The sequence below is a fragment of the Formicincola oecophyllae genome, assembly GCF_006542395.2.
Lineage (GTDB): Bacteria > Pseudomonadota > Alphaproteobacteria > Acetobacterales > Acetobacteraceae > Formicincola > Formicincola oecophyllae.
This window is the reverse complement of record NZ_CP038231.1, coordinates 1280249-1300467: the sequence shown is the minus strand read 5'-3', so window position 1 is coordinate 1300467 and position 20219 is coordinate 1280249. Positions and strand designations below refer to the sequence as shown.

The window sequence follows — 20219 nt, the reverse complement described above, 5'->3', positions numbered from 1 at the left end:
GCCACCCAACGGCCTGAGCTGGCCTTGGCGCGCAAAGCCAGGGCCCTATCAAGGCCACCTCAAACCTTCCATTGCAGGATAACCTTCATGTCACACCATAAAGCTTTTGAGCAGCCCCACATCGAGCGTGAGAAGCGCCGTTACCAGTTCAAGGACCAGGGCCATGGCAACAAGGCCACTTACACCCTTGACCTGTCATTCCTGGGTGAGGAACTGCGCAACGCTGGGCGCACGGGGGAGGATGTCGGCACCATTCTGGCCAATGCACGCGAGGACATCGCCACCGCCTTCCAGCGTTCTGGCGCGGTCGCCAACCCTGAAGACGGTGGCAAAGGCCGCCTGACCCATGACCTGCTGCAGCGCTATGACAACCTCATGAGCCGCATCAATGACCTGATTGATGAAGCCGGCACCTCCCCCAATGAGGCAGCCAGCACGTTCCTTGATGAAATCATGCCCCAGATCGACCGCTTGGCCCATGCCAAGGAAGCCGATATGCGCGTGGTTTGAGGTCTGACCAAGCCGCCTTCCACGTCATAGCCCCGCAGCCTAGCTGGCATGGCGTGATGGTTAAGAAGCCCTGCTTCCTTCCCAAGGGGGCGGGGCTTTTTCATGGCTGCGCGTCACATCCAGCCCTTAGCTCTTAGGGCTTAAAACGACAAAGGCCCCATGGCGCACAAGCGCCACAGGGCCAACATCATGAAATACGTGGAGCGGATGAGGGGAATCGAACCCCCGTATGCAGCTTGGGAAGCTGCCGTTCTACCATTGAACTACATCCGCATGGCTCAAGCGCAACAGCTTGGGTTGTTCTTGTTCATAAAGCAGCTTAGCTGCGCCTGCAATCCCCCTATGAAGACCCTGGCAGTGGTTTTGTCATCCCGGCTCCAAACTAAAGAGCGCCCTCAAGGACGGGCTGACAAAATTCCACCAGGCCAGTAGAAAGGTTCGATGATCGACAAACCTTACCAGCCCCCCTTTTTCGACCAGGATGATGAAGGCAGCGATGAAGGGCCCTTTGCTGGCCGGCTGTCGCACTTGGGCGGTTTCAAGGCCCGCACCGGCGATGTCGTTGTAAGTGTGCGCACCATGTGGCTGGATGACCAGTCCAGCCCTGAGGAGCGGCACTATTGCTGGCTTTACCATGTCATTGTGGAAAACAGGGGCAGGGCCAGCCTGCAACTTCTGGGACGCAGTTGGACATGCATTGGCTGCAATGGCCAAACACACCAGCTGGAGGATGGGGACGTTGGTGGTGAACAACCTGTAATTGCCCCCCAAAGCGCCTTTGAATACACAGCCACAGCTGAAATGGACATGCCAGGCGCCTTTATTATGGGGGTTTACCATGCAGTCCACGCCACCCCAGCTGGTCTTTGGCATGCTGACGATATCATTGTTCCCAGTTTCAGCCTGGACATGCCCTCCTTACTTCTGCACGACAAACACTGAAAAACTCGTCCCAACAACCCTTCCCACCCCTGTTGGGCGCTGTGCGCGCACGCTTCGCCTGCCCTAACACCGCCGGAAAACGCCATGCAGCCCAAACCCACCACCACGCCCCCCCCACAAGCCCCGCGGCTCCGCGTGGCGGCGCTTCTGCTGGCTGCGGGGCGGGGGCGCCGCTTTGCGGCTGGCGCAGGGCCAGGCACGCCTGACAAGCAGTACGTGATGTTGGCTGGCCAACCCGTGCTGCGCCATGCGGCCCAGGCACTGCTGCCCCATGTGGATGTGCTGCAGCCTGTGGGGACTGGCCCCCTCCTGGAGCAGGCCTTGGCTGGACTGCCCCCCGACAAGGTGCGCCCTGCCGTGGCAGGCGGCGCTGAACGCCAAGACAGCGTGCGCGCTGGCCTGGAGGCCTTGGCGGCCTTGGCCCAGCCCCCTGATCTTGTCCTGGTGCATGATGGTGCGCGGCCTTACGTGCCAAACGCTGTTACGAAAGCCGTCATCAACGCATTGGCTGGCGGGGCTTCTGGCGTCATCCCAGCGGTTCCCGTCAGCGACACCCTTAAAAAGGTGGAGAATGGCGTTATCACGGGCACCGTCCCGCGCGCTGGGTTGTGGCGCGCGCAAACGCCGCAGGGATTTGCTTTCCCCCTTCTGCTGGCGCTTCACCGCGACCTTGACGCGCCTTGCACTGATGATGCGCTTTTGCTGGAACGCCAGAACCACCCCGTCCATGTGGTTGCTGGCGATGAAAACAACATCAAGCTCACACTGGCCAGTGACCTCAGGCGGCTTGAGCGCTTGCTGGCTGACGGCGCCCAGCCCCCCTCCCCCGATGAAGGAATGCCCTCATGACTGCACCCACCCCCCTGATTGCCCACAGTGGCCTGGGCTATGATGTCCACGCCTTCACCAAGGATGCAGGACGCAAGCTGATGCTGTGCGGCGTGGAAGTGCCCCACAGCCATGCCCTTGCTGGCCACTCTGACGCTGATGTGGGCATCCATGCCCTTTGCGATGCCATTTATGGCGCGCTGGGCGAAGGTGACATCGGCAAGCATTTCCCCCCCAGCGACAACACGTGGCTGAACATGGATTCAGCGCGTTTCCTCCGCCATGCAGGCGCGCTCATCAAAAGCCATGGTGGCCGGCTGGCCAATGCCGACCTGACCTTGATTTGCGAGCGCCCCAAAATTGGCCCCCATGTAGAAGCCATGCGCGCCCGCCTGGCTGATTTGCTGGGGGTTGGCGCAAAGCGCATTTCCGTCAAGGCCACCACAACGGAGAAGCTGGGCTTTACCGGGCGTGGTGAAGGCATGGCCTGCCTGGCGACTGTCAGCGTCCTGCTGCCAGACGAGGACTGAAAAGGGCCAGCACCATGGGCAAGACCCCTTCGCAGAACTGGTCTGAAGCCATCTTGAAGGCGCTTGCGCTGTGCCAGCCTGCAACGGTGGGGGAGATTGCAGCCACCATCAAGCAGAAAGGGTTGCGCACACTGACGGGCGCCACCCCTGAAGCCACCATCAATGCGCAGCTCTACGCCCAACTGCAGCCATCTGGCGCCGTGGCCAGTGAAGGCAACCGCCCCACCCGTTGGCGCCTTGCAACCCCCAGCACAACTACGCCAAGTAAACGTCCAGCTGCCCTGGCAAAGCTTGAACCCACCCAACCCCAGGCAACTGAGGATGCCGGCGGGGTGAAGGCTTTTGGCATGTTCTGGCGGCGCGCTTGGGTGGACTGGAGGGGCGCCAAACCACGTCTGGTGGGAACAGCCCAGGGGGCCAGCCAAAGCGTTGACTTCAGCGAGGAGGTCGGCGTCTACATCCTTTATGATGGCGCCAAGGCCGTTTATGCAGGCCAAGCTGGCAACTCAGACAAAAGCAAAGGCACCAACAAAAGCAACGCCACGCTTGGCAGGCGTCTTCTGGACCACACCAGGGACAGGCTGAGTGGGCGTTGGGACAGGTTTTCCTGGTTTGGCCTTTATGGTGTGGTCCAGCGGGATGAGCAGTCCCCACCCCATTTGGAGAAAACAAGCGCGCCCCTGCAGGCCAACGGCCTTATCACCACGCTTGAATCCATCCTGATGGAAACCTTGGAACCATCCCTCAACCGGCAAGGTGCCCAATGGGACAGCCTGGGCGCCATTGAGTACCTGCAGAAACCACGCGAAAAATCCCTTGCAGAAGAACTCCCCAAGCTGATGGCCTACCTCCACAAGTAAAGCTGAAGCCCCCTCCTCACAGTTGGGGGAGCACCCGCTAAACAGCGCTGCACCCTGGCAGTGCAGGGCGCTGCTCAGTTCCTTGTGGTCAGCTGGTGGTATTTCAAGGCGTCATGGACGTCCTGCTCATTGTCCTTGATGCGCTTGGCCAGTTCATCATCATGGCCCCATTCAGCAAGTTGGGCGCGTTCATCAGCTGTGCCCAGACTGATGGCCTCAGCAGGGGTGATGGCACCATCCAGCAACGCCAAGGGAATGAGGAGGCTGCCCAAGGCTGGCGCCAGGACACCAAGCGTTGCTAGCTCATCAGGGTTTTTACTCTCCAAAATCCGGGTGAGCCTGCGCTTGTAGTCATCAGGCTGTTCCACCGGCATCAACCCTTCAGTGGGGGTGGGGCGCAGGCCCTGCCCATCAGCCCATTTCAGCGCTTTGCCCAAAGCTTCTGGCGGCTGCTTGTCTGAATGGTAGCTCAGCGCGTCATCAATACCGTATTTGAACAGGGCTGCGCGCGTGCCGTCCATGTGCGGGGCGATGCGGTCAAGGCGGTTGCCGGTGATGCGCGTCAGCGGCAGGTCAGCTGGGGTCAGGGGAGCGTCAGGCGCGATGGCCGCCCATTCGTCAGCCAGCGCTTGGGCCAAAGCTGGGGAGGAAACGGCAAGTTCGCTGCCACTGGGCAGCTTCACCAATTTGCCGTCCAAAGCTGGGCCGCTGCGGCTTGGATCAGCGCTTGAAGGCGCCACGGTAACGGTTTTCCATTTACGCCTCATGGCGTTGTTGGCGGCTGCGCTGGTCATGATGGCCACTCCCTTTCACATGCAGGGCTGGGACGAGCGCCGCAACCCTTTGTGCCTCATTTGATAGGCCCTCTTTGGAACCCACTGTGCCCCAACCTTAGCAGGTTGGCCTTCAATGCCCGATGGCCCGCATGATGGCGGCGGCCATGTTCTGGGGGCGTGGCCCCGCCAAGCTGGCTGTGGCCCCTGCCGGCAACGCTGCTGAAGGGGTGCGGCCATCAAGGGCCTTCATCATGGCTGGCGCGCAAAGGTCGTTTTCAGCCTCCCCTGGCGTGACGTCCAGCATGGGGTCGTCATGCAGGATGGGCTTGGGCTGCTGCAGCGTGCCTTCCAGCCTGAACGGCAATGAATAAAGATGGTCGCCTTGGCGCACATGGTCATAAAGCACCAGCCCCAAAGCCCCTGTGGCTGGGCTGAGGCTGCCAGTGCCCGTTAAGGTCAGCGGCCCTGTCTGGAGAGCCAGGGCGTCAGCAGCGCCTGTGCCGTCATGGAACGTGAAATGGCCTGCTAAGCAACGCAACGGCAACGCGCGCCCCTTGGCAGCGCTGGACTGGGCCTGGCCTTTGCCAGCCAAGGGGGCAAGGGCGCTGGGCGCCAACGTGCCGTTGACCATGCTCACCCCCAAACGCCCTACAACAGCCCCGGCCATGGTGGCCAAGTCATCGCCACTGGTGGACAAAGTGCCGTCAAGGGCCATGGTGCCTGTGGCCACAGGGGGCATACCCACCATTTCCTGCACCAGTGATGCTGGAAGCACAGCAGGCTGCAGGTGGAAAGTGAAATGCGGCGGCAAGGATTGCAGGTTCATGCTGGCGGTTGCATCAAAAGCTATGCCGTTGACCTGCGCCTTGAGGGCTTCAAGCGTCACTACATCGTGGGCAGCCACCAAATGGGCCTGCGCGTGGCTGTAGCTCAACCCGCCCAAGCGGACCTGGCCAGCCGTCCAGCGTTCATCACCCTGATTGCGCTCCAACAAACCCTGCCACCAGTGCCAGCTTTCACGCTGAACAGAAGGTGAGGGCGCCACAGGTGGTAGGTGCGCGCGCCATTGGCGCCACCCTGCCAAAAGGGCATCGCCATCAACCGTGCTGAAGTGAAGTTGGCTATCAAGGGTGGTCGCAGGTGATGTTCCTTCCGCCCTGCCTTGCTCTACCTTGCCTGGCGCCGTGCGTATGGCACTGACCGTGCCAGAGGCCGTCAATTCATGGCTTTGGAAGGCAACGTCATTGACAAGGAGTTTCCCTTGTTGTCCCTCCCCCAACTGCCCAGACACATGGCTGCTAAACACGGCTTCATGCAGGCCCCAAAGGGTGCCTAATGCCTTGCCGGTAGGGGCACCTGTCACCACAGGTGCCACCAAAGGCACGATGGGCACATGACCTGCCATGGTGAAGTCCATGGCCTGCCGCCCCAATTGTCCTTTCAAAGCTACATGGCCAAGCTTGGCGTCAGGTGGCACGCTTGGGGAAAAGCTTGCCTGGTCTAGATTTGCCGTGAAGGGGACAAGGGGGTGCTCTGGCTGGCGCCAGGCCTTCACAGCGCCTTCCAGGGTGGCGGCTTCCGCTGTGGCTTTCCAGCTTTGTTCCCACAAGGGCCAGCTGAAAGCGCCAGAAAGCTTGAGTGGCGCTGTGGGCTGGGGCGCTTCAGCATGGAGGGCTTGCACCGTGACCGCTCCCCCAGGTGCTGGCAGGCTAGCCTGCCCCAGTGAAGCATCCAGTGAAAGGGGGTAGAGGTGGCTTGAAAGTGTCCGAAGGCGCGCCACAAAACCAGGCCAGCTGTCATCAGAAGGGGCGCTGCCATCCTGGATGGTGCCAGCGTGTTCAGAGGGCCCATCACTAGCCAATTTGGCGCGCCCCGCCAGCCCTGTGAAGCTCCCTTCAGGCCAGGCCGTGCTGGTGCTGGCAGGCAACAGGGCCTTCAAGGCGCCCCCATCCTCCACAATGGCCTGGATCTGGCCTGAGAAACCTTGAAGGTGGGAAGGCGCCCTGAAAACGCCATCCAGCTGCACCATGTTGGCCAGGTTGCGCTGCAGTAAAGGTACTGCTGGCTGGTGTTCAGCCACACCCCAGCGCAGTTCCCCACTGAAGGCCCATGGCCGTTCAGCAAGGGGGTGTTGGGGTTGGTGACCAGGGCGTGCAGGGCGTGGCACTGGCCCCAAACCAGCATGGAGATCGCGGAGGTCGCTCAAGCTGCCTTCCAGAACCACCATGAAGGCATCATGCTGCCCTACCATGCTGATGTGCGGCTGGCCCTGCAGGTTGCGCACTTGCAGGCTGCGCAAGGTCAGATAAGTCTGGGTTCCTTGCAGGATGCGGCCTTTGCTGGCCTCCAGCCCTTCAAGGCGCACATGCCACGGCAAAGCGCGTGTGGTGCCAGGGGGGACCGGTTGGCTGGGTGTTGGCTGCTGGCGTTCAGGGTCGGTTAGCCAGCCGCAGCGCCCTGCCCCAGTGCCTTCAGGGTTGGTCTGCACCACCAGGCCGCCCAGGCTTGCTTTGTGTATGAGCAGGACGCGCTGCAGCAATGCAAGCGGTTCCAAGCTGGCGCGCACGGCCTTGGCCTGCATCAGGGGTGCGCAGCCTGGCCTGCTGAGCGTGACCTGGCGCGCCGTGACCACAGGCCATGGCAGGAACTGAAAATGGGTTTCAGCAGCCGTGTAATCCAGCCCCGTACTTTGGCGCACAGCCTGGGCGAGGCTGGCCGTTAGCGCTTTTTGGTTGATTTGGGCATTAATGGTTACTGTGGCACCCACAGCCACCACCAATACCACTGTGGCCGCACCCAGGGCAAAGCGCCCACCACGCCCAACGCGTGCCAGCAAACCTTTTTTCTTGTCTTGCTCTGTCACTGTCGCCTGCTTTCCTGCTGTGGCGCACGCTGCGCGTTGGTTGAGGCTTTACTTCGGGGTGCGGGTGGGTTCAGGCGTGCTACCTGCCACAAAGCCCAGCTTGCTGAAGGTTTCCTTCATGTGGGGGGGCAAGGGGGCTGCTACCTTCAAGCGCCCCCCTTGAGGGTGGGGGATGTCCAGCTCGCGCGCATGGAGGTGCAGCCTGTCCGCAAAGCCTTCCGGGTGGGCCTTCTCCCCCCCATAGCGCGGGTCGCCCACAATGGGGGTGCCCAGGCTTTCGCAATGGACGCGCAGCTGGTGTGTGCGCCCTGTCAGAGGGGAAAGCTTTAGCCAGGAGAACTTGCGCGCTGCAGCGTCCACCACCTCATAAGCGCTTTTAGCTGAAACCGCCTCCTCATCCTTGCGGTCGGCGGGCACCACCACAGCGCCACCACCAGCGCCCACCTTGGCCAAGGGCTGGTCCACAATGCCTTCAGCTGGGTTGGGGCGCCCTGTGACGATGGCCCAGTAGGTTTTCTCCACCTCACGCTCACGGAAGGCAGCCGCCAGCTTGGCCGCCACCCCAGGGGTGCGCGCAATCAGCAGAATGCCTGATGTGTCACGGTCAATGCGGTGAACAAGGCGCGGCTTGTCCCCCCCCTCAGGGCGCAGCGCCTCCAACATCATGTCGATGTGCTCATGGATGCCAGGCCCCCCTTGCGTGGCAAGGCCAGAGGGCTTGTTGAGGACGATCACTGAATCATCCTGGTAGAGGATCATGGATTCAAGGCGTTTCCTGGTCAGCGGATCTGGCGGTGGCGGCGGGGCGGGGCGGCTGACGTCAGGCAGGGGGGGAATGCGCACTTCCTGCCCAGGCAGCAGGCGCGTGCTGGTCTGCGCGCGTTTGCCGTCCACCCTGATTTGGCCTGTACGGCAGGCTTTCTGAATGGCCCCTTGCGTCAGGTTCGGGTAACGGCGCCTGAACCAACGGTCAAGCCGGATGTCGGCTTCATCTTCAGTGACGGTGACGTGTTCAACGGCCATTCTGGTTTCTCTGTGCTGGTGGGGGCGTTGCCTGCCCAAGCCATGCGCTTTGCTTGCTGCTTGAAGCGTGCCCATGCTGGTGGGGTGTTTGTAACATGGCCGCCGTACCCGTGGGAACCAACCGCCCCAACCGTTGTTCAGCTGGTTACCGCACGGTTTGGTTGGACCTGGGGCGCTTGAGGGGACGCTAAGGGTCCTGTTTGGCTTGGCGTGCTGCACGCAGGCGCGCGTTCTCTTCCAGCCTGGTTTTGATGCGCGCCTCAAAACCGCGCCCAGTCGGCACGTAGAGGCTGGGGCGCTCTATGGCCTCTGGGAAGTAGTTCTGGCCTGAAAAGGCCCCTTCCTGGTCATGGTCATAGGCATAGCCCACCCCGTAGCCTAGTTCTGCCATGAGCTTGGTCGGCGCGTTGAGGATATGGGCTGGCGGCGTCAAGCTGCCTGTGCGCGCAGCTAGGGCACGGGCCTTCTTGTAGGCTGCGTACACAGCGTTTGACTTGGAGGCCACAGCCAAATGCACCACCACCTGGGCCAGGGCCAGCTCACCCTCAGGGCTGCCCAAACGCTCATAGGCAGCAAGGCCTGCCTGCGCCAAAGGCAGGGATGTGGGGTCAGCCTCCCCCACATCCTCAGAAGCAAAACGCACCAGGCGGCGGCCTATGTAGCGCGGGTCCTCTCCCCCTTCCAACATGCGCGCAAACCAGTAAAGGGCAGCATCAGGGTCGCTGCCGCGCAGTGATTTGTGGAGGGCGGAAATCAGATTGTAATGCTCATCGCGCGCCTTGTCGTAAAGAGCTGCACGGCGCGACAGCAAAGTGGGCAGCTCATCAGCGCTAACAGATGCGCCCTCGCCAGCCCCTGCTGGCGGTGCGGGGCGTAAGGCGGCCAGCTGCTCCACCTGGTTGAGGAGATGGCGCCCATCCCCATCAGCCATGGCGCACAGCAGGCGCCTGGCTTCAACCGTCAGGGGCAGGGGACGGCCAAGCGCCGCTTCAGCGCGCTGCAGTAAAGATTCCAGGGCTGGAGCGTCCAGCCGTTCCATAACCATAACCTGGCAACGCGACAGCAGGGCAGCGTTGAGCGTAAAGGAGGGGTTTTCTGTGGTGGCGCCCACCAGGACAACCGTTCCCCGCTCCACAACGGGCAGAAAGCTGTCCTGCTGCGCACGGTTGAAGCGGTGTATCTCGTCAACGAACAGCAGTGTGCGCTGCCCTGAACGCTCCAAGCGGTTCTGGGCCTGGGTGAAGGCAGCCTTCAATTCTGCCACACCTGATTGGATGGCGCTCACGGCCTGGTAAACCAGCCCCACCTCCCCTGCCAGCAAGCGCGCTAGGGTGGTTTTACCGCACCCAGGCGGCCCCCACAGCACCAGGCTGGGCAGCTGCCCAGACTGCAGCAAGCGCGACAGCCGCCCTTCTGGGCCGATGAGCTGGGGCTGGCCCACCACATCCTGCAAGGCGCGGGGGCGCAAGCGCTCCGCCAGAGGTGCGGCGTGGCTAGCGGCTTCAGTCTGGGGCTGGCCAGATGGCCCTTCCCCAGATTGCGCGAACAAATCTGCGCCCATGCCTTCTCTCCCTTTTTCTCCCAGGTCGCCGCCACAATTGACCTAATGGGGCAACATCAGGCGCAGGACGCCAGGCAGCAGCAACGCCCACCCATTGAGGTCAACGACAGGATGGTTGAGCGCGCCATGGACATTGTAAAGCGCTGAGAACAGCCCGCTGTTCTTCTCAGGCGCGAAAAGCCACCCAATTCCTGGAATGCGCCCAGGCCAGCTGTTGAGCGGGTAAAGGGGGGTGATAGTGCCATGCAGCGCCATGGCGCGCGTTCCAAGGTCGACATTGCCTTTGAAAGTGCCCCCCAGCAAGTCGTTCTCCACCAAGCCATTGCTGATGGTCAGCACACGGTCGCGCGCTTCTGAATCGACATCCAGATTGAGGCCACTGAACCAGTCTGATGGCTTGGTGGCCTTTGCAGGAGCTAAAGCTGAAGGACCTGAAGCAGCCTTACCACCAGTCACTTTGCCCTTGGGGGCAGGCACATAGTCGAAATGGCGCACCTGAAGGTGGCCTTTGAAGGGCATCAGCCCAAGTCCCACGCCCAAATGGTCCTCTGGCGTGCCCACAGCCATGCTGTCTGGGTGGAAGCGCCCTTCAAGCGCTGTTTGCCCGCCCTGAAAAAGCGGCGTGATGCCCATGACATTCAAAACCCCGCCAAGATTGCTTGTATGGAGCGCAATGGTGCGGTCACCTGGCACGCGCTGATCTGGCATTAGGCGCGCATGAAGGGGGTAGGGGCTTTCCAGGTCAAGCTGGGCCTGCTCAAGCGTGCGGTGGTCCCATGCCATCGTGGCCAGCACATGGCCCAAGGCCACGCCAGGGCGGTAAAGCAATTTGTCCGCTTGCAGGCGCACGTTCCACTTGCCGGCTGGAAGCTGCACAGGCGTTGGTTTGGCACGTGGATGTTCCTCCTCCAGCTTAACAGGGTTCTTCTGCGGCCCTTGGCTGGGTTGGAGGGCGCCTGCCAGGTCAAACACGCTGGCACGCAAGTTGGCCTCCCATGTTCGTTCAGGGTGGTGGGCCGTTGGCCACAGGCCTTCCAAGGCAGCCCTGGTCTGGCCAATGTCAAAGGGCACTAGGCGCGCGCCGGCCACCTCATTGTCAAGCAGGATGGCCTTGCCGCGCACATGGAGCTGCGGCCCGTCAGCGGCCAGATGATCAAGCGCCACCAAATGCCCACCCTCCCAAACCGCATGGGCGCTTGAATAGGCAGGTACGCCTGCCTGCTTGCGCCAAACCGGCGTGAGGAGTCCTGCCTTGGTCAGGTCAAGGCTCAGCCCAATGTCCAGGTTGTTGCGCTTGGGGCCTAGGTGCGTTTGCAGCACGGTTGTCTCCGCCGCCGCCTGGCCTGTGAAATGGCCATCGCTGTCCAGCCCAGACTTCCTGAGGGCGCTTGGGGTGACCAGCGCGCGCAAATTGGCGCGCGCCATGACCATACCTGGGGCGGGGGCATCAAAATTCTGCCAAAGCCGCATATGGATGGGCAGGCCATGCATGAAAGCAAAACCCTTAAACGCCATCCAATCGCTGGTGACGTGCAGCTTGCCCTGACCGTCCTTGATGCTTTGCACTACAGGGGCACGAGCCTGGACGCGCCTCATATCCACATTGGCGTTGAAACCCACCTGTCCCATGGTGACGTTTTCATCCAAGGGAAGGAAGACCTTCAACTGGCCCTTGACGTCACCAGCGACATGGGAAAGAGGCAGGTGGTAACGTGAAAGTAGGTTCAGCCTGCGATTGGCCAGTACTTTCAAAACGCCTGGCAAATGGCCGTTCAAATCCACCTTGATGGTACCGTAGTTGGTGTTAGCCATGAGGGCCGTCAGCAAGACATCGCCCTTGGGCACGTTGATGAAGCCCCCAAGGCCATCCCGCATATGCCCACCCCCCAGGGGGATGTGAATGACATTGGGGTTGATGAAGACACCCTCCGCCTCCAGCCCTGTGATGGGCTGCACCGGGCGCAGCCACCACACGGTCAACCCATGGCCGTGAACGTGGCCTTCCAAGGTGGTGAGGTTGACATTGCCGAACAGATCACCAGGGGCCTGGGTGGGGGCGCTTTTACCGTGCAAGTGCAGGACGAAGCCCGTGGCCGTGCCAGCGGTAATGTTGCCCCCCACCCAGCGCCTGCCCCCTTCAGCCAAGCCTTTAGGCCAAAGTGAGAGCAGGTTCGCGAAGTGCGCTTCCCCCATGGTGGCACGGGCGTCAAGCTCTATGGCCTTGCCAGCTTGCAGATCATCCCAACCCATGGAACCTGTGCCATCTACCGGAACCAGGCGGCCTGCGCTATCTACCATGCCAAAATGGATGCGGGGCAGGTTGATGTGCGCCTTCCTAAACGCCAGCCCTCCTTCCCAGCTGCCTGTGACCACCACGTGGGCATCATGGAAATGAAGGGGGGGCGCCTTGTCCTGAAGCATGTGCCCAGCCCCAAGGTCCACCTGCACAGTCGCTTGCGCACGCTGCCCACCATGGGCGGTGGAAGGCCAGAGGCCAGAGGCCTGCACTGCGACAGGCACCTGCCAGGGGGATAATGCCTCCCTTGCAGCTTGTGGCAGCCAAGGGGCCAGGCGTGCTGGCACGATGGGGTCGGTTTGCAGTTGCCAGAGCGTCTGCTCAGGCGCCCCCACCCAGGCGCTTTGCGCACCGGCAGCCGCCAAAACGGTTTCTAGGTGCAGCTTAGCCTGGAGCGCCTGCCCGCCCATGGCCAACATGACGTGACCACCACCTGACCACACATCACCGCCAGACGCTGGCCCAGTGCCACCGCCATGGATCACAAGCAGCTGGGGCGTGGAAACCAGAAGGGGCGTGGTGGGACCCATCCCCTTAGCTAGCTGCAGCTGGACCCTAACATGGGTCAAAGCGAGGGTGGAGAACGCGCTCAGGTCAAGATGCCAACCCTTCTGGCCATGAGCGCTAGAGGGTTTGCGCACAGAGGGCGGGTTGGATTTGGATGGCGTGGCACTTGTTGAGGCAGCTGGTGCAGGCTGTTTTGGCTGTGCTGGTTGCGCCATGCTGGCTGGCAACGTTGCCTCCAGCCCATCAAGCGTGACACGGCCCACAACCACGCTGCGCCGCAAAAGGGGGGTGAGGCGCAGCCGCACTTGCCCCCTGGCCAGCTGTGCTTGTGGGCCGTGCTGCCCTGGCAGCGGATCCAGCGCCAGGCCAGCCAAATTGACCTCCAGCCAGTCTGGGTCAGCCCAATGCCAGTTCAAGCCAATTTGCCGCCAGCGCACCAAGGCTTCCCGGCCCTGCCCCAGCGTTATGGTGAATTGGTGGGGCAGAAAGCGCGCCACTAAGGAAGTGACCGCCACTGGGCCAGCGCCTAGGCGTTGCTCCAAAGCAGCCCCCCCCATCGCCACAGGCAGCGCCACCAGAAGGGCACAACCCAGCAGCATTGTGGCTGCCAAAGCGCCACGCCAGGTTATCATGCTAGATGAAGGCCTGGGGGCCTGTTGGGGTGGCGTCACGTAAAATCTCGCTTCTCACAGCCCGGCCAAAAGCCCCGCCCCGCCAGCAGGCGCACTTGAAGGGAAGGTGGCCCTAGGGTAGCAGGTCACAGGTTAATGGTTGGTGGCTGACGGCGCTTTGGTAGACCCAACCTGGGGTGGCGTCACTTTTTTGTAGCCAGCGGGTGGTTCAAACAAGCTGGCAGGCAAAGGCCCATAATGGACAGCAGTGGCGTCCAGCTGCCCAGCGATACCGTCTGCATCCACCCCATGTTCACTGAGGATAACACCGTCAGCGGTGATGCAGGCGTCAGCATGACCTTGGGGGGAGGTAATGGCCCATTGCTGGCACGGCACGCCAGCCACTTTAGCCATTGCACCTGGCTTATACTGCATGTTGAGGTCAAGCATGAACGGATTGCGCAAACCATGGAGCGGCAGGAACTGAATGTAGCTCCGCTCGCCATTGCTGATGAGGGTAACCTTCTGGGCGGGGCGGTCAAGGATGGTCACGCCCTTGGCGCCAGCGCTTTCAATGCGCACACGGTCGCCCGTCTGCCCGAAGGAGACCGTCACGGGCTTTTCAGGTCCCATGTCCTTTTCCCCAGGGCGGTGCTGGGCGCGGAAAAGGTAGGTCACCGTCACGTCATGAAGAGGGGTGAGAGGGGGATGGACTGTGCTGCCAGCCACTGGTGTTGGCTGAACCTGCGCCTGCGCCTGGGGGGCAACCGCCACCAGACCCAACCCAAGGAGGGCCCAGGCGGCCCTGGCGCGCCAACCAACCCAGGGCTGTAAGTTGGGGCAGCTGTTCACGGTCCTTGGGGCCATGGCTGTGGGGCTGGTGGTTGTTATCATCTCATCGACCTTTAAAATTCAAAACCTGCGCCAAAGCCGGTTGCACAACGCCTGGCCAGCCGCAGGGCTTCAAGCCCCCAGGTCCTTCAGCGCAGCGCCCAGGGCGACAAGTCCAACCTGCGCTGGCCACGCTGGCCCCTCATGGGCCAAGGCCTTTGCCAGTAGCGCTTCGTAGTGGGGGCGGCTGATTGCCACCCCACCCAAGCTGGCCAAGTGAGGGGTCACATATTGCGTGTCCAGCAGAAGATAGCCCGCCTGGTTGAGGGCGGCAACAAGGTGGACAAGCGCCACCTTGGAGGCGTCACGTTCAGTGCTGAACATGCTTTCGCCAAAGAACGCCCCACCAAGTGCCACGCCATAAAGCCCCCCCACTAACCGTTGCCCACCCCCCTGAAGGGGTGACCACACCTCCAGCGAATGGGCGTGACCCTGGTGGTGGAGCGCTGTGTAGAGCTTTTCAATGCGCGGGCTTATCCAGGTGTCGCTAGCGCGCTGGGTATGGCTTGGCCCGCAGGCCCGTACCACCTGCGCAAAGTTTGTATTGCTGGTGACCTCAAAACGCCCTGAACGCACTGTGCGCATCAGCCGCGCCGGGAAGGGTTTGGCACGTTGAACGGGGGTCCTAGCAAGGGGCATGATGCCGCGCTGCTCAGGCATGTACCAGTGAAGCTGGTCACTGGTAGCATCTGGCGCCATGGGGAAGGCTCCCAAGCGGTAGGCCGCCAGAAGCGTGGCGGTGGTCACTTCAGCCAACTGCCCCTCCTTTGCCATGGGCCGTGTGCCGTGCGCTTTGTACCTAGCCTGCAAAGCTGGCCATGGCACGCAAGCCCGGCTATGAGGGAAGCCATGCCCATCACGTTTATTTACCTCATCTGTTTTTTTCTGCTCGCGCTAGGGGGCTGGCTGTGGCCAACTTACGCCACCTCAGCCCACATCCTTATGGTAGAGGCCCTCGCTTGCCTGTTGCTGAGCGGGGCACTTTACCTGCTGGCACCGTCCAAAGGCGATTCCACCTGACGTTTCCCCTAAACCGCTGCCCAGCCTGGCCTGGCCTGCCAGGCTGGTTCGTTCAGCCTGTGTAGCTGACATCCTGGCCTTCAGGTTCAGGCGCTGGGCCTTTGGGGGTGGCTTTGCCGGGGGCTGGCTGGCTGCCGCGCCAAGCCTCAGCCGCTGCACGCACGGCGTCACCATGGTTGCGCTCCAGCCGGCGGATGGTGAAGTGGGCCCGCGCCACAGCCCTGTAATGAGCCAGAAACGCAGAATTCAACGCAGCCCCACATAAAGCCCCTGCCACAGGCACCATCTGGGCAGCAAGTTTGCGAGAAAGCCCCAGACCGTAATGGCCTGCCACCTCTGCCATCAGCAGCACCAGGGGGCGCCCACGCAGTAAAGCGCGGGCAGCGAAGAAGCCCAGTTCCTTGTTCTCGCCCGCGCTAATGCCGTCAGGATCTCCCTCCCCCTGTTGGGGGCGTGTGCCGTAATGCTCCAGGGCGAATACCTCCAGGCAGGCGCGGCGGGTGTCAGGTGAAGAGAGGTCCTCGCCCTCCTCCTGAGCGATGGCAGCGATTTCGCGCATGATGGTCAAAGTGGTGAACCCCACGTCAGGCATCATGGTAAGGAACCCGCCAAAACCGCCCAAAGCCCCTGAAACGGCCACAGCCATCTGGGAAAGGTTCTCACGCATTTCAGAGGGGATGCGCCCTGGGGCTGCTTGCTGTGTGGGCGCCGTGACACCAGGTCTTTTTTCAGCCAGGCCCAGAATGGCCACGCTGTAAGCGCCTTCAATGGCTTTGCGCGCAGCCCCCTGGATCCTCTCACTCAGGCCGGGCATCAGCGCCATGCCCTGTGCGCCCAGCTGGGCTGCCTGACCAGCAGCACCCCCCATTAGGCCAGCCAAGCGGGAGAGTGTGCCGCGTTCCTTTTCAACACCAGCCAGGGCCGCATGAAGCTGTCTGGTGGCTTCTTGATCCATGTCGCGCCAAAGGGGTTGGTCAGGCAGAGTCGTGCTGGAGGATGCAGTCATGGCAGCTTTCTTTCACACGTTGCAGGCTGGTGGGTGGAATCTGGATTGGCAGCATGGTGGCGCCATGGCCCCTTGTACCCCTTTGCCGCGCCAAACCCCAAACGGCTTGTTGCTACGCCTGGGCAGGCTGCTTGGGCCGCCAAGAGCCTTTCCCAAAACAGGAACAGGACAGCCCAGCCCCCGCACAGTGGCACAAGGGGCCATCTGCAGCTATGGTTTGCCGCGCCATGCCCCACCACAGTACCAGCCACCCCATGCCCCCTACCCAAAGCCCATCATCCCAGACCACATGGCCACTTTGGGCGCTGGGGGCCTGCGCTGTGTTGTCCCTCCCCTGGGGCATGTGGCTGGGTCTGGTCACTTCCCCCCCTGAGCGCCATCAGGGCGAGGTGGTGCGGCTGATGTACTTTCATGTGCCCATGGCGTGGATCGCTTTGCTTTTCTATGGGTTGATTGGCGTGGCAAGCGCGCTTTTCCTCAAGACGCGCCAACCGCGCTGGGCCTTGGCTGGGCAGGCCATGGCGCCCTTGGGCGCGTTGGCGGCCTTCCTCTGCTTGTTGACAGGCAGCCTCTGGGGGCACAGCACATGGGGCGCGTGGTGGGTGTGGGATGGCAGGTTGACGTCCATGCTCATCCTATTCTTCCTCTATTGTGGCCTCATTGCTGTGCAAAACGCCTTTGATGCGCCCGAACGGGGTTGGACGGCAGCAGCCGTTCTGGCGCTGGTGGGGCTGTGCGACTTGCCTGTCATCCATTTCAGTGTGCAGTGGTGGAGCACCCTTCACCAGGGCAGCAGCCTGCGCCTGCTGCCTGCCGCAGCCGGTGGTGGGCACAGCGCCATGAATGCGGCCTTCCTGGTGCCGCTGCTGCTGTGCGGGGCTGGCTTCATGGCGCTGGCGGTCCTGTGCGCTTTGCTGCGCTACCACATGCTTCAAGACAAGCTAGCCCTGCTAGAACATTGGCGCCACATAAGGTGGGCTGCACCATCATGATGGCACAACCCCACAAACTGCTTGAATGGGCCACAGCTGCCCTGGGCGCCCCTGCTGGCCACGTCAGCGCGCCTGGACTGGTGGCGCTGGGTGCTGTGTTGGTACTGCTGTGCTGGGCACTGGCGTTGCTGCTGTGCTGGCGGGGGCGGTTACGTGCCCGCAGCGCCCTGCAACAGGCTCTGCGCTGATGGCTGCTTTGATGAAAGACGGTGCACAGCCTATGGAAACGCAGGGGGAAGGCTGGACCGAAATCACCCCAAGCGGCATCACCCAGCCCTATCGCCAGCGCTTGTTCCGCCGCTGCTACGCTGGCCTGGTCTTGCTGGCCTGCTTGGCTGGTGGGGGGGTGTTGGTGGGACGTGCCCTCACAGGAAGCTTGTCTTACTACCTTACCCCCACAGCCCTGCTGGCAGGGGGTGCTGCCCACCAGGCTTGGGCGGTCACGCCATGCCATCTGGGAGGGTTGGTGGTAGCAGGGTCCATCCAGCATGGGGCTGATGGCGTTGTGGCCTTCACCTTGACCGATGGCCACGCCAGCGTTCCAGTACGCTATCAAGGCCCCATCCCTGATTTGTTCCATGAAGGCAGCGGCGCCATTGTCACAGGGCAGTGGCATTGCCTGCCCCAAAGGGGGAGTGCTGGCGCCAAGGGGCCATGCCAGTTCATGGCGCGGGAACTCCTGGCCAAGCATGACGAACGCTACCAACCACCTGCCATGACTGACCGCCAGCCTGGCAGCAAGCGCAACGCAGCCCCAAGCGCCCCACTGCCCCTTGCAACCCCCCACCATGGCTGAGGCGTGGCAACTTCCACAGCCCTGCCCTGGCTGGGTTGGGTGGTTCAGCCCTGAACTGGGCCATTACAGCCTGGCGCTGTGCTGCGCGTTAGGCATAGGGGCCTTGGTCGTGCTGCTGGCTTCATGCTGGGTCCCGCCAGGGCGCCAGCAATCTTTGGGGAGGCTGGCCCGCCTTGCTATGGTTTCGCAAAGCGGTGCTTGCTTCCTGGCCTGTGCCTGCCTGGCTGTAGCGGCATGGGGGGAGGATTACTCCACCCTTGGCGTTTTCATGACGGCAGCCCCAGGTGCCACGGCCCTCTTGTACCGCCTAGCTGGGCTGTGGAGCAGCCCTGAAGGTGCCCTGTTGCTGCAATGCGCTGCCATGGCGTCTGTAACGCTGCTGTGGCTTGCTAGCTGGTACTGGGGATGGGTAGGCCGCACGCAACCAACGCCCCCAACCTGCAGCCCGCCTGAGACTCACAGGCCCCGTTCACTGGCCAATCAACCTGCCGGCCAACAGCACCCCAACCCAGGCGGCACTTTCCCCAGCACGCTTAACCGCATAGACCGCATCGTGTGCGCTGTGCTGTCCTTGCTGGTCACAGCGCTGGCCATGGCGCTTTTGCTGGCCGCCAACCCTTTCAGGCGGCTGTGGCCGCCCCCTGCTGGCGGTGTGGGGCTTAACCCCTTGCTGGAACATCCCTTCATCGCTTTCCACCCACCTTTGCTGGCAGAGGGGTGGGCTTTGCTGGCGGTGCCCTGGGGGTTAGCCATCGCCCTTCTCCTCATGCCGCGGCGGTTGTTGGGGCCAGCCACCCTGGCATATTGGGGCAAGCTCATGCAGCGTTGGGCCTTGGGGGCTTGGCTTGTGCTGACGGCAGCCATCACCACTGGGTCCTGGTGGGCTTATGGGGTGATGGGTTGGGGTGGCTACTGGTTCTGGGACCCAGTGGAGAATATGGCCCTGCTGCCCTGGCTTAGCGCGCTGGGACTATTCCATGCAGCCCAGGCTGGCACCAACAAACCGGCAGGGCTGCGCTCCCTGACCGTGCTTCTGGCTTTGCTGGGCTTTGGCACAGCGTTGCTGGGCATGATGTTGAGCCGCTCTGGCCTTCTGGCCTCTGTGCACAGTTTCAACGGAAGCGGCACCAAAATGGCCTTGGGGGCTGTTGGCGCGCCTGTGCTGGGCAGCTTGCTGCTTTACGCCTTCCGCGCGCCAAGGCTGCCTGGCGGGCAGCGCTTCGCCCCCTTTTCACAGGGTGCTGCGCTGGCGCTATGCGCCATTCTGTGTTGCCTGCTGGCGGGACTGACATTGTTGGGCACACTTTACCCCGTGCTGTGGCAAGCGTTGGGGGGCATGGCGCTTGGGGTGGGGGGTGCTTTCTTCACCAGTACAGAGCGGCCAGTCCTTTGGGTCATGCTGCTGGCCATGGCATTAGTGCCTGCCTTGGGGGCCCCCCAGCCAGGGCGGTGGCTGGTGGTGCCAGCGCTGGTGGGGATGGCTTTGGGGGCTTTATGCCTTCTGTGGGGCGCAACAGGGGGCGCTGTGGCCCTGACGGTCGCTTTGGCGGGCACGCTTTTGGTTTCAGGGTTGCAGAGCATCGTCATGGCGCGTCTAAACCACCAAGGGGGTGCTGCCGCTCCAGAAGGGCGCAAGCTTAGCGCCCAGGCAAGTTTGGTGGCCCACACAGGTGTGGCCATCGCTGTTCTGGGTATGTGCGGCATGGCCATGGGGCAGCATAGGGTTTGGGATGTCAGTCCTGGCGCGACAGTGCGCTTCCAAGGGCAGGCCTGGCATTTTGACGGATTGGAAACATACCGCGCTGGCCGCGCCCTCGTAACCACGGCTCATTTCAGCGCCAGCAACGGGGCAGCCTTGGCCCCAGAACGCCGTGACTACAGCACGCCGCGCCTTGCCGCACCAGGTGAGAACACCAGCCAAGACACCTTAGCGCGTGGTCCCACCATCAGCCATCCTGCGCGCTTGCTAACAGGGCGTGCCATGGTGCGCCTTTCATTGGGCGCTCCCCTGCCGCCCTTGCACCCAGGGGGAGTGCCACGCTGGACGGTGGAATTCAGGCGCGAGCCTTGTGGAAGCTGGCTTTGGGCAGGAGCAGCGCTGATGATGGCAGGGGGGCTGATGGGACTAGTGCGGCCAAGGCGGCACTTGCCTGCGTGCCGCACCACCCCTGCAACAGCATCAGGCGAGGGGGTTTGAAGCCATGACG

At 62.4% G+C, this 20219-nt stretch carries 16 protein-coding genes, 1 tRNA gene and 1 pseudogene; 9 read left to right on the top strand and 9 right to left on the bottom strand.

What is annotated here, in order from left to right; translation table 11 throughout:
* Positions 1 to 87 precede the first annotated feature (87 nt).
* A complete protein-coding gene (locus tag E3E12_RS05810; RefSeq protein ID WP_141443472.1) occupies positions 88 to 510 on the top strand; it encodes a hypothetical protein in 423 nt (140 codons plus the stop codon).
* Between the two features lie 199 nt (positions 511 to 709).
* On the opposite strand, the gene E3E12_RS05805 is transcribed toward E3E12_RS05810, so the two are convergent.
* A tRNA-Gly gene (locus E3E12_RS05805) sits at positions 710 to 783 on the bottom strand.
* A gap of 168 nt (positions 784 to 951) precedes the next feature.
* Here E3E12_RS05805 and E3E12_RS05800 point away from each other — a divergent pair.
* From E3E12_RS05800 to E3E12_RS05790, 3 genes and pseudogenes are all read left to right on the top strand, one after another.
* Positions 952 to 1452: an ApaG domain-containing protein gene (locus E3E12_RS05800; RefSeq protein WP_141443471.1), complete on the top strand. Its 501-nt coding sequence runs from the start codon at positions 952 to 954 to the stop codon at positions 1450 to 1452.
* An 84-nt stretch (positions 1453 to 1536) separates the two neighbouring features.
* Positions 1537 to 2810, top strand: a pseudogene (gene ispF, locus E3E12_RS05795) (2-C-methyl-D-erythritol 2,4-cyclodiphosphate synthase).
* Between the two features lie 14 nt (positions 2811 to 2824).
* Positions 2825 to 3670 (top strand): winged helix-turn-helix domain-containing protein, encoded by an 846-nt coding sequence (locus E3E12_RS05790; protein WP_141443470.1) that lies wholly within the window; start codon positions 2825 to 2827, stop codon positions 3668 to 3670.
* Between the two features lie 74 nt (positions 3671 to 3744).
* On the opposite strand, the gene E3E12_RS05785 is transcribed toward E3E12_RS05790, so the two are convergent.
* The 7 genes from E3E12_RS05785 to aat form a co-directional block, all read right to left on the bottom strand.
* A complete protein-coding gene (locus tag E3E12_RS05785) occupies positions 3745 to 4464 on the bottom strand; it encodes an ATP12 family protein (protein WP_141443469.1) in 720 nt (239 codons plus the stop codon).
* 112 nt (positions 4465 to 4576) lie between these two features.
* Positions 4577 to 7309 (bottom strand): AsmA family protein, encoded by a 2733-nt coding sequence (locus tag E3E12_RS05780; protein ID WP_141443468.1) that lies wholly within the window; start codon positions 7307 to 7309, stop codon positions 4577 to 4579.
* Positions 7310 to 7357: 48 nt separating this feature from the next.
* Positions 7358 to 8332 carry an RluA family pseudouridine synthase gene (locus E3E12_RS05775; RefSeq protein WP_141443467.1) on the bottom strand — a complete coding sequence of 325 codons (975 nt, stop codon included), beginning with the start codon at positions 8330 to 8332 and terminating at the stop codon, positions 7358 to 7360.
* 187 nt (positions 8333 to 8519) lie between these two features.
* The gene (locus E3E12_RS05770; RefSeq protein WP_141443466.1) at positions 8520 to 9893 is read right to left on the bottom strand and encodes a replication-associated recombination protein A; all 1374 of its coding nucleotides are present in this window, start codon (positions 9891 to 9893) and stop codon (positions 8520 to 8522) included.
* Positions 9894 to 9935: 42 nt separating this feature from the next.
* Positions 9936 to 13328, bottom strand: coding sequence for a YhdP family protein (locus tag E3E12_RS05765; RefSeq protein WP_141443465.1), 3393 nt, complete (start codon positions 13326 to 13328; stop codon positions 9936 to 9938).
* A gap of 132 nt (positions 13329 to 13460) precedes the next feature.
* Complete coding sequence (locus E3E12_RS05760) at positions 13461 to 14081, bottom strand: hypothetical protein (RefSeq protein ID WP_141443464.1); 621 nt, start codon at positions 14079 to 14081, stop codon at positions 13461 to 13463.
* Positions 14082 to 14270: 189 nt separating this feature from the next.
* A complete protein-coding gene (gene aat, locus E3E12_RS05755; protein WP_408869939.1) occupies positions 14271 to 14945 on the bottom strand; it encodes a leucyl/phenylalanyl-tRNA--protein transferase in 675 nt (224 codons plus the stop codon).
* Between the two features lie 102 nt (positions 14946 to 15047).
* Between aat and E3E12_RS08885 the strand changes: the two genes are divergently transcribed.
* Positions 15048 to 15218, top strand: a complete 171-nt coding sequence (locus E3E12_RS08885; protein WP_168194404.1) for a hypothetical protein — start codon at positions 15048 to 15050, stop codon at positions 15216 to 15218.
* A 52-nt stretch (positions 15219 to 15270) separates the two neighbouring features.
* Here E3E12_RS08885 and E3E12_RS05750 read toward each other — a convergent pair whose 3' ends face one another.
* Positions 15271 to 16224 carry an EcsC family protein gene (locus E3E12_RS05750; RefSeq protein ID WP_141443462.1) on the bottom strand — a complete coding sequence of 318 codons (954 nt, stop codon included), beginning with the start codon at positions 16222 to 16224 and terminating at the stop codon, positions 15271 to 15273.
* A 212-nt stretch (positions 16225 to 16436) separates the two neighbouring features.
* Between E3E12_RS05750 and ccmC the strand changes: the two genes are divergently transcribed.
* From ccmC to E3E12_RS05730, 4 genes are read left to right on the top strand one after another with little or no spacing between them, the layout of a single operon-like run.
* Positions 16437 to 17216 (top strand): heme ABC transporter permease CcmC, encoded by a 780-nt coding sequence (gene ccmC, locus E3E12_RS05745; RefSeq protein WP_168194403.1) that lies wholly within the window; start codon positions 16437 to 16439, stop codon positions 17214 to 17216.
* Positions 17213 to 17404 (top strand): hypothetical protein, encoded by a 192-nt coding sequence (locus tag E3E12_RS05740; RefSeq protein WP_141443460.1) that lies wholly within the window; start codon positions 17213 to 17215, stop codon positions 17402 to 17404. Before ccmC ends, E3E12_RS05740 begins: the two co-directional genes overlap by 4 nt.
* 11 nt (positions 17405 to 17415) lie before the next feature.
* Entirely contained in the window at positions 17416 to 18012 is a 597-nt protein-coding gene (locus E3E12_RS05735; protein ID WP_206338641.1) for a cytochrome c maturation protein CcmE, read from the top strand.
* Positions 18005 to 20209, top strand: coding sequence for a cytochrome c-type biogenesis CcmF C-terminal domain-containing protein (locus E3E12_RS05730; RefSeq protein ID WP_141443459.1), 2205 nt, complete (start codon positions 18005 to 18007; stop codon positions 20207 to 20209). Before E3E12_RS05735 ends, E3E12_RS05730 begins: the two co-directional genes overlap by 8 nt.
* Positions 20210 to 20219: the final 10 nt, after the last annotated feature.

What these genes read in the sequence shown, in the direction of transcription:
- E3E12_RS05730 (WP_141443459.1), top strand. Translation starts at nt 18,005, where the DNA reads ATGGCTGAGGCGTGGCAACTTCCACAGCCCTGCCCTGGCTGGGTTGGG.
- E3E12_RS05785 (WP_141443469.1), bottom strand. Translation starts at nt 4,464, where the DNA reads ATGACCAGCGCAGCCGCCAACAACGCCATGAGGCGTAAATGGAAAACC.
- E3E12_RS05810 (WP_141443472.1), top strand. Translation starts at nt 88, where the DNA reads ATGTCACACCATAAAGCTTTTGAGCAGCCCCACATCGAGCGTGAGAAG.
- E3E12_RS05735 (WP_206338641.1), top strand. Translation starts at nt 17,416, where the DNA reads ATGAAAGACGGTGCACAGCCTATGGAAACGCAGGGGGAAGGCTGGACC.
- E3E12_RS05765 (WP_141443465.1), bottom strand. Translation starts at nt 13,328, where the DNA reads ATGATAACCTGGCGTGGCGCTTTGGCAGCCACAATGCTGCTGGGTTGT.
- E3E12_RS05740 (WP_141443460.1), top strand. Translation starts at nt 17,213, where the DNA reads ATGATGGCACAACCCCACAAACTGCTTGAATGGGCCACAGCTGCCCTG.
- E3E12_RS05800 (WP_141443471.1), top strand. Translation starts at nt 952, where the DNA reads ATGATCGACAAACCTTACCAGCCCCCCTTTTTCGACCAGGATGATGAA.
- ccmC (WP_168194403.1), top strand. Translation starts at nt 16,437, where the DNA reads ATGGTTTGCCGCGCCATGCCCCACCACAGTACCAGCCACCCCATGCCC.
- E3E12_RS05770 (WP_141443466.1), bottom strand. Translation starts at nt 9,893, where the DNA reads ATGGGCGCAGATTTGTTCGCGCAATCTGGGGAAGGGCCATCTGGCCAG.
- E3E12_RS08885 (WP_168194404.1), top strand. Translation starts at nt 15,048, where the DNA reads ATGCCCATCACGTTTATTTACCTCATCTGTTTTTTTCTGCTCGCGCTA.
- E3E12_RS05775 (WP_141443467.1), bottom strand. Translation starts at nt 8,332, where the DNA reads ATGGCCGTTGAACACGTCACCGTCACTGAAGATGAAGCCGACATCCGG.
- E3E12_RS05790 (WP_141443470.1), top strand. Translation starts at nt 2,825, where the DNA reads ATGGGCAAGACCCCTTCGCAGAACTGGTCTGAAGCCATCTTGAAGGCG.
- E3E12_RS05750 (WP_141443462.1), bottom strand. Translation starts at nt 16,224, where the DNA reads ATGACTGCATCCTCCAGCACGACTCTGCCTGACCAACCCCTTTGGCGC.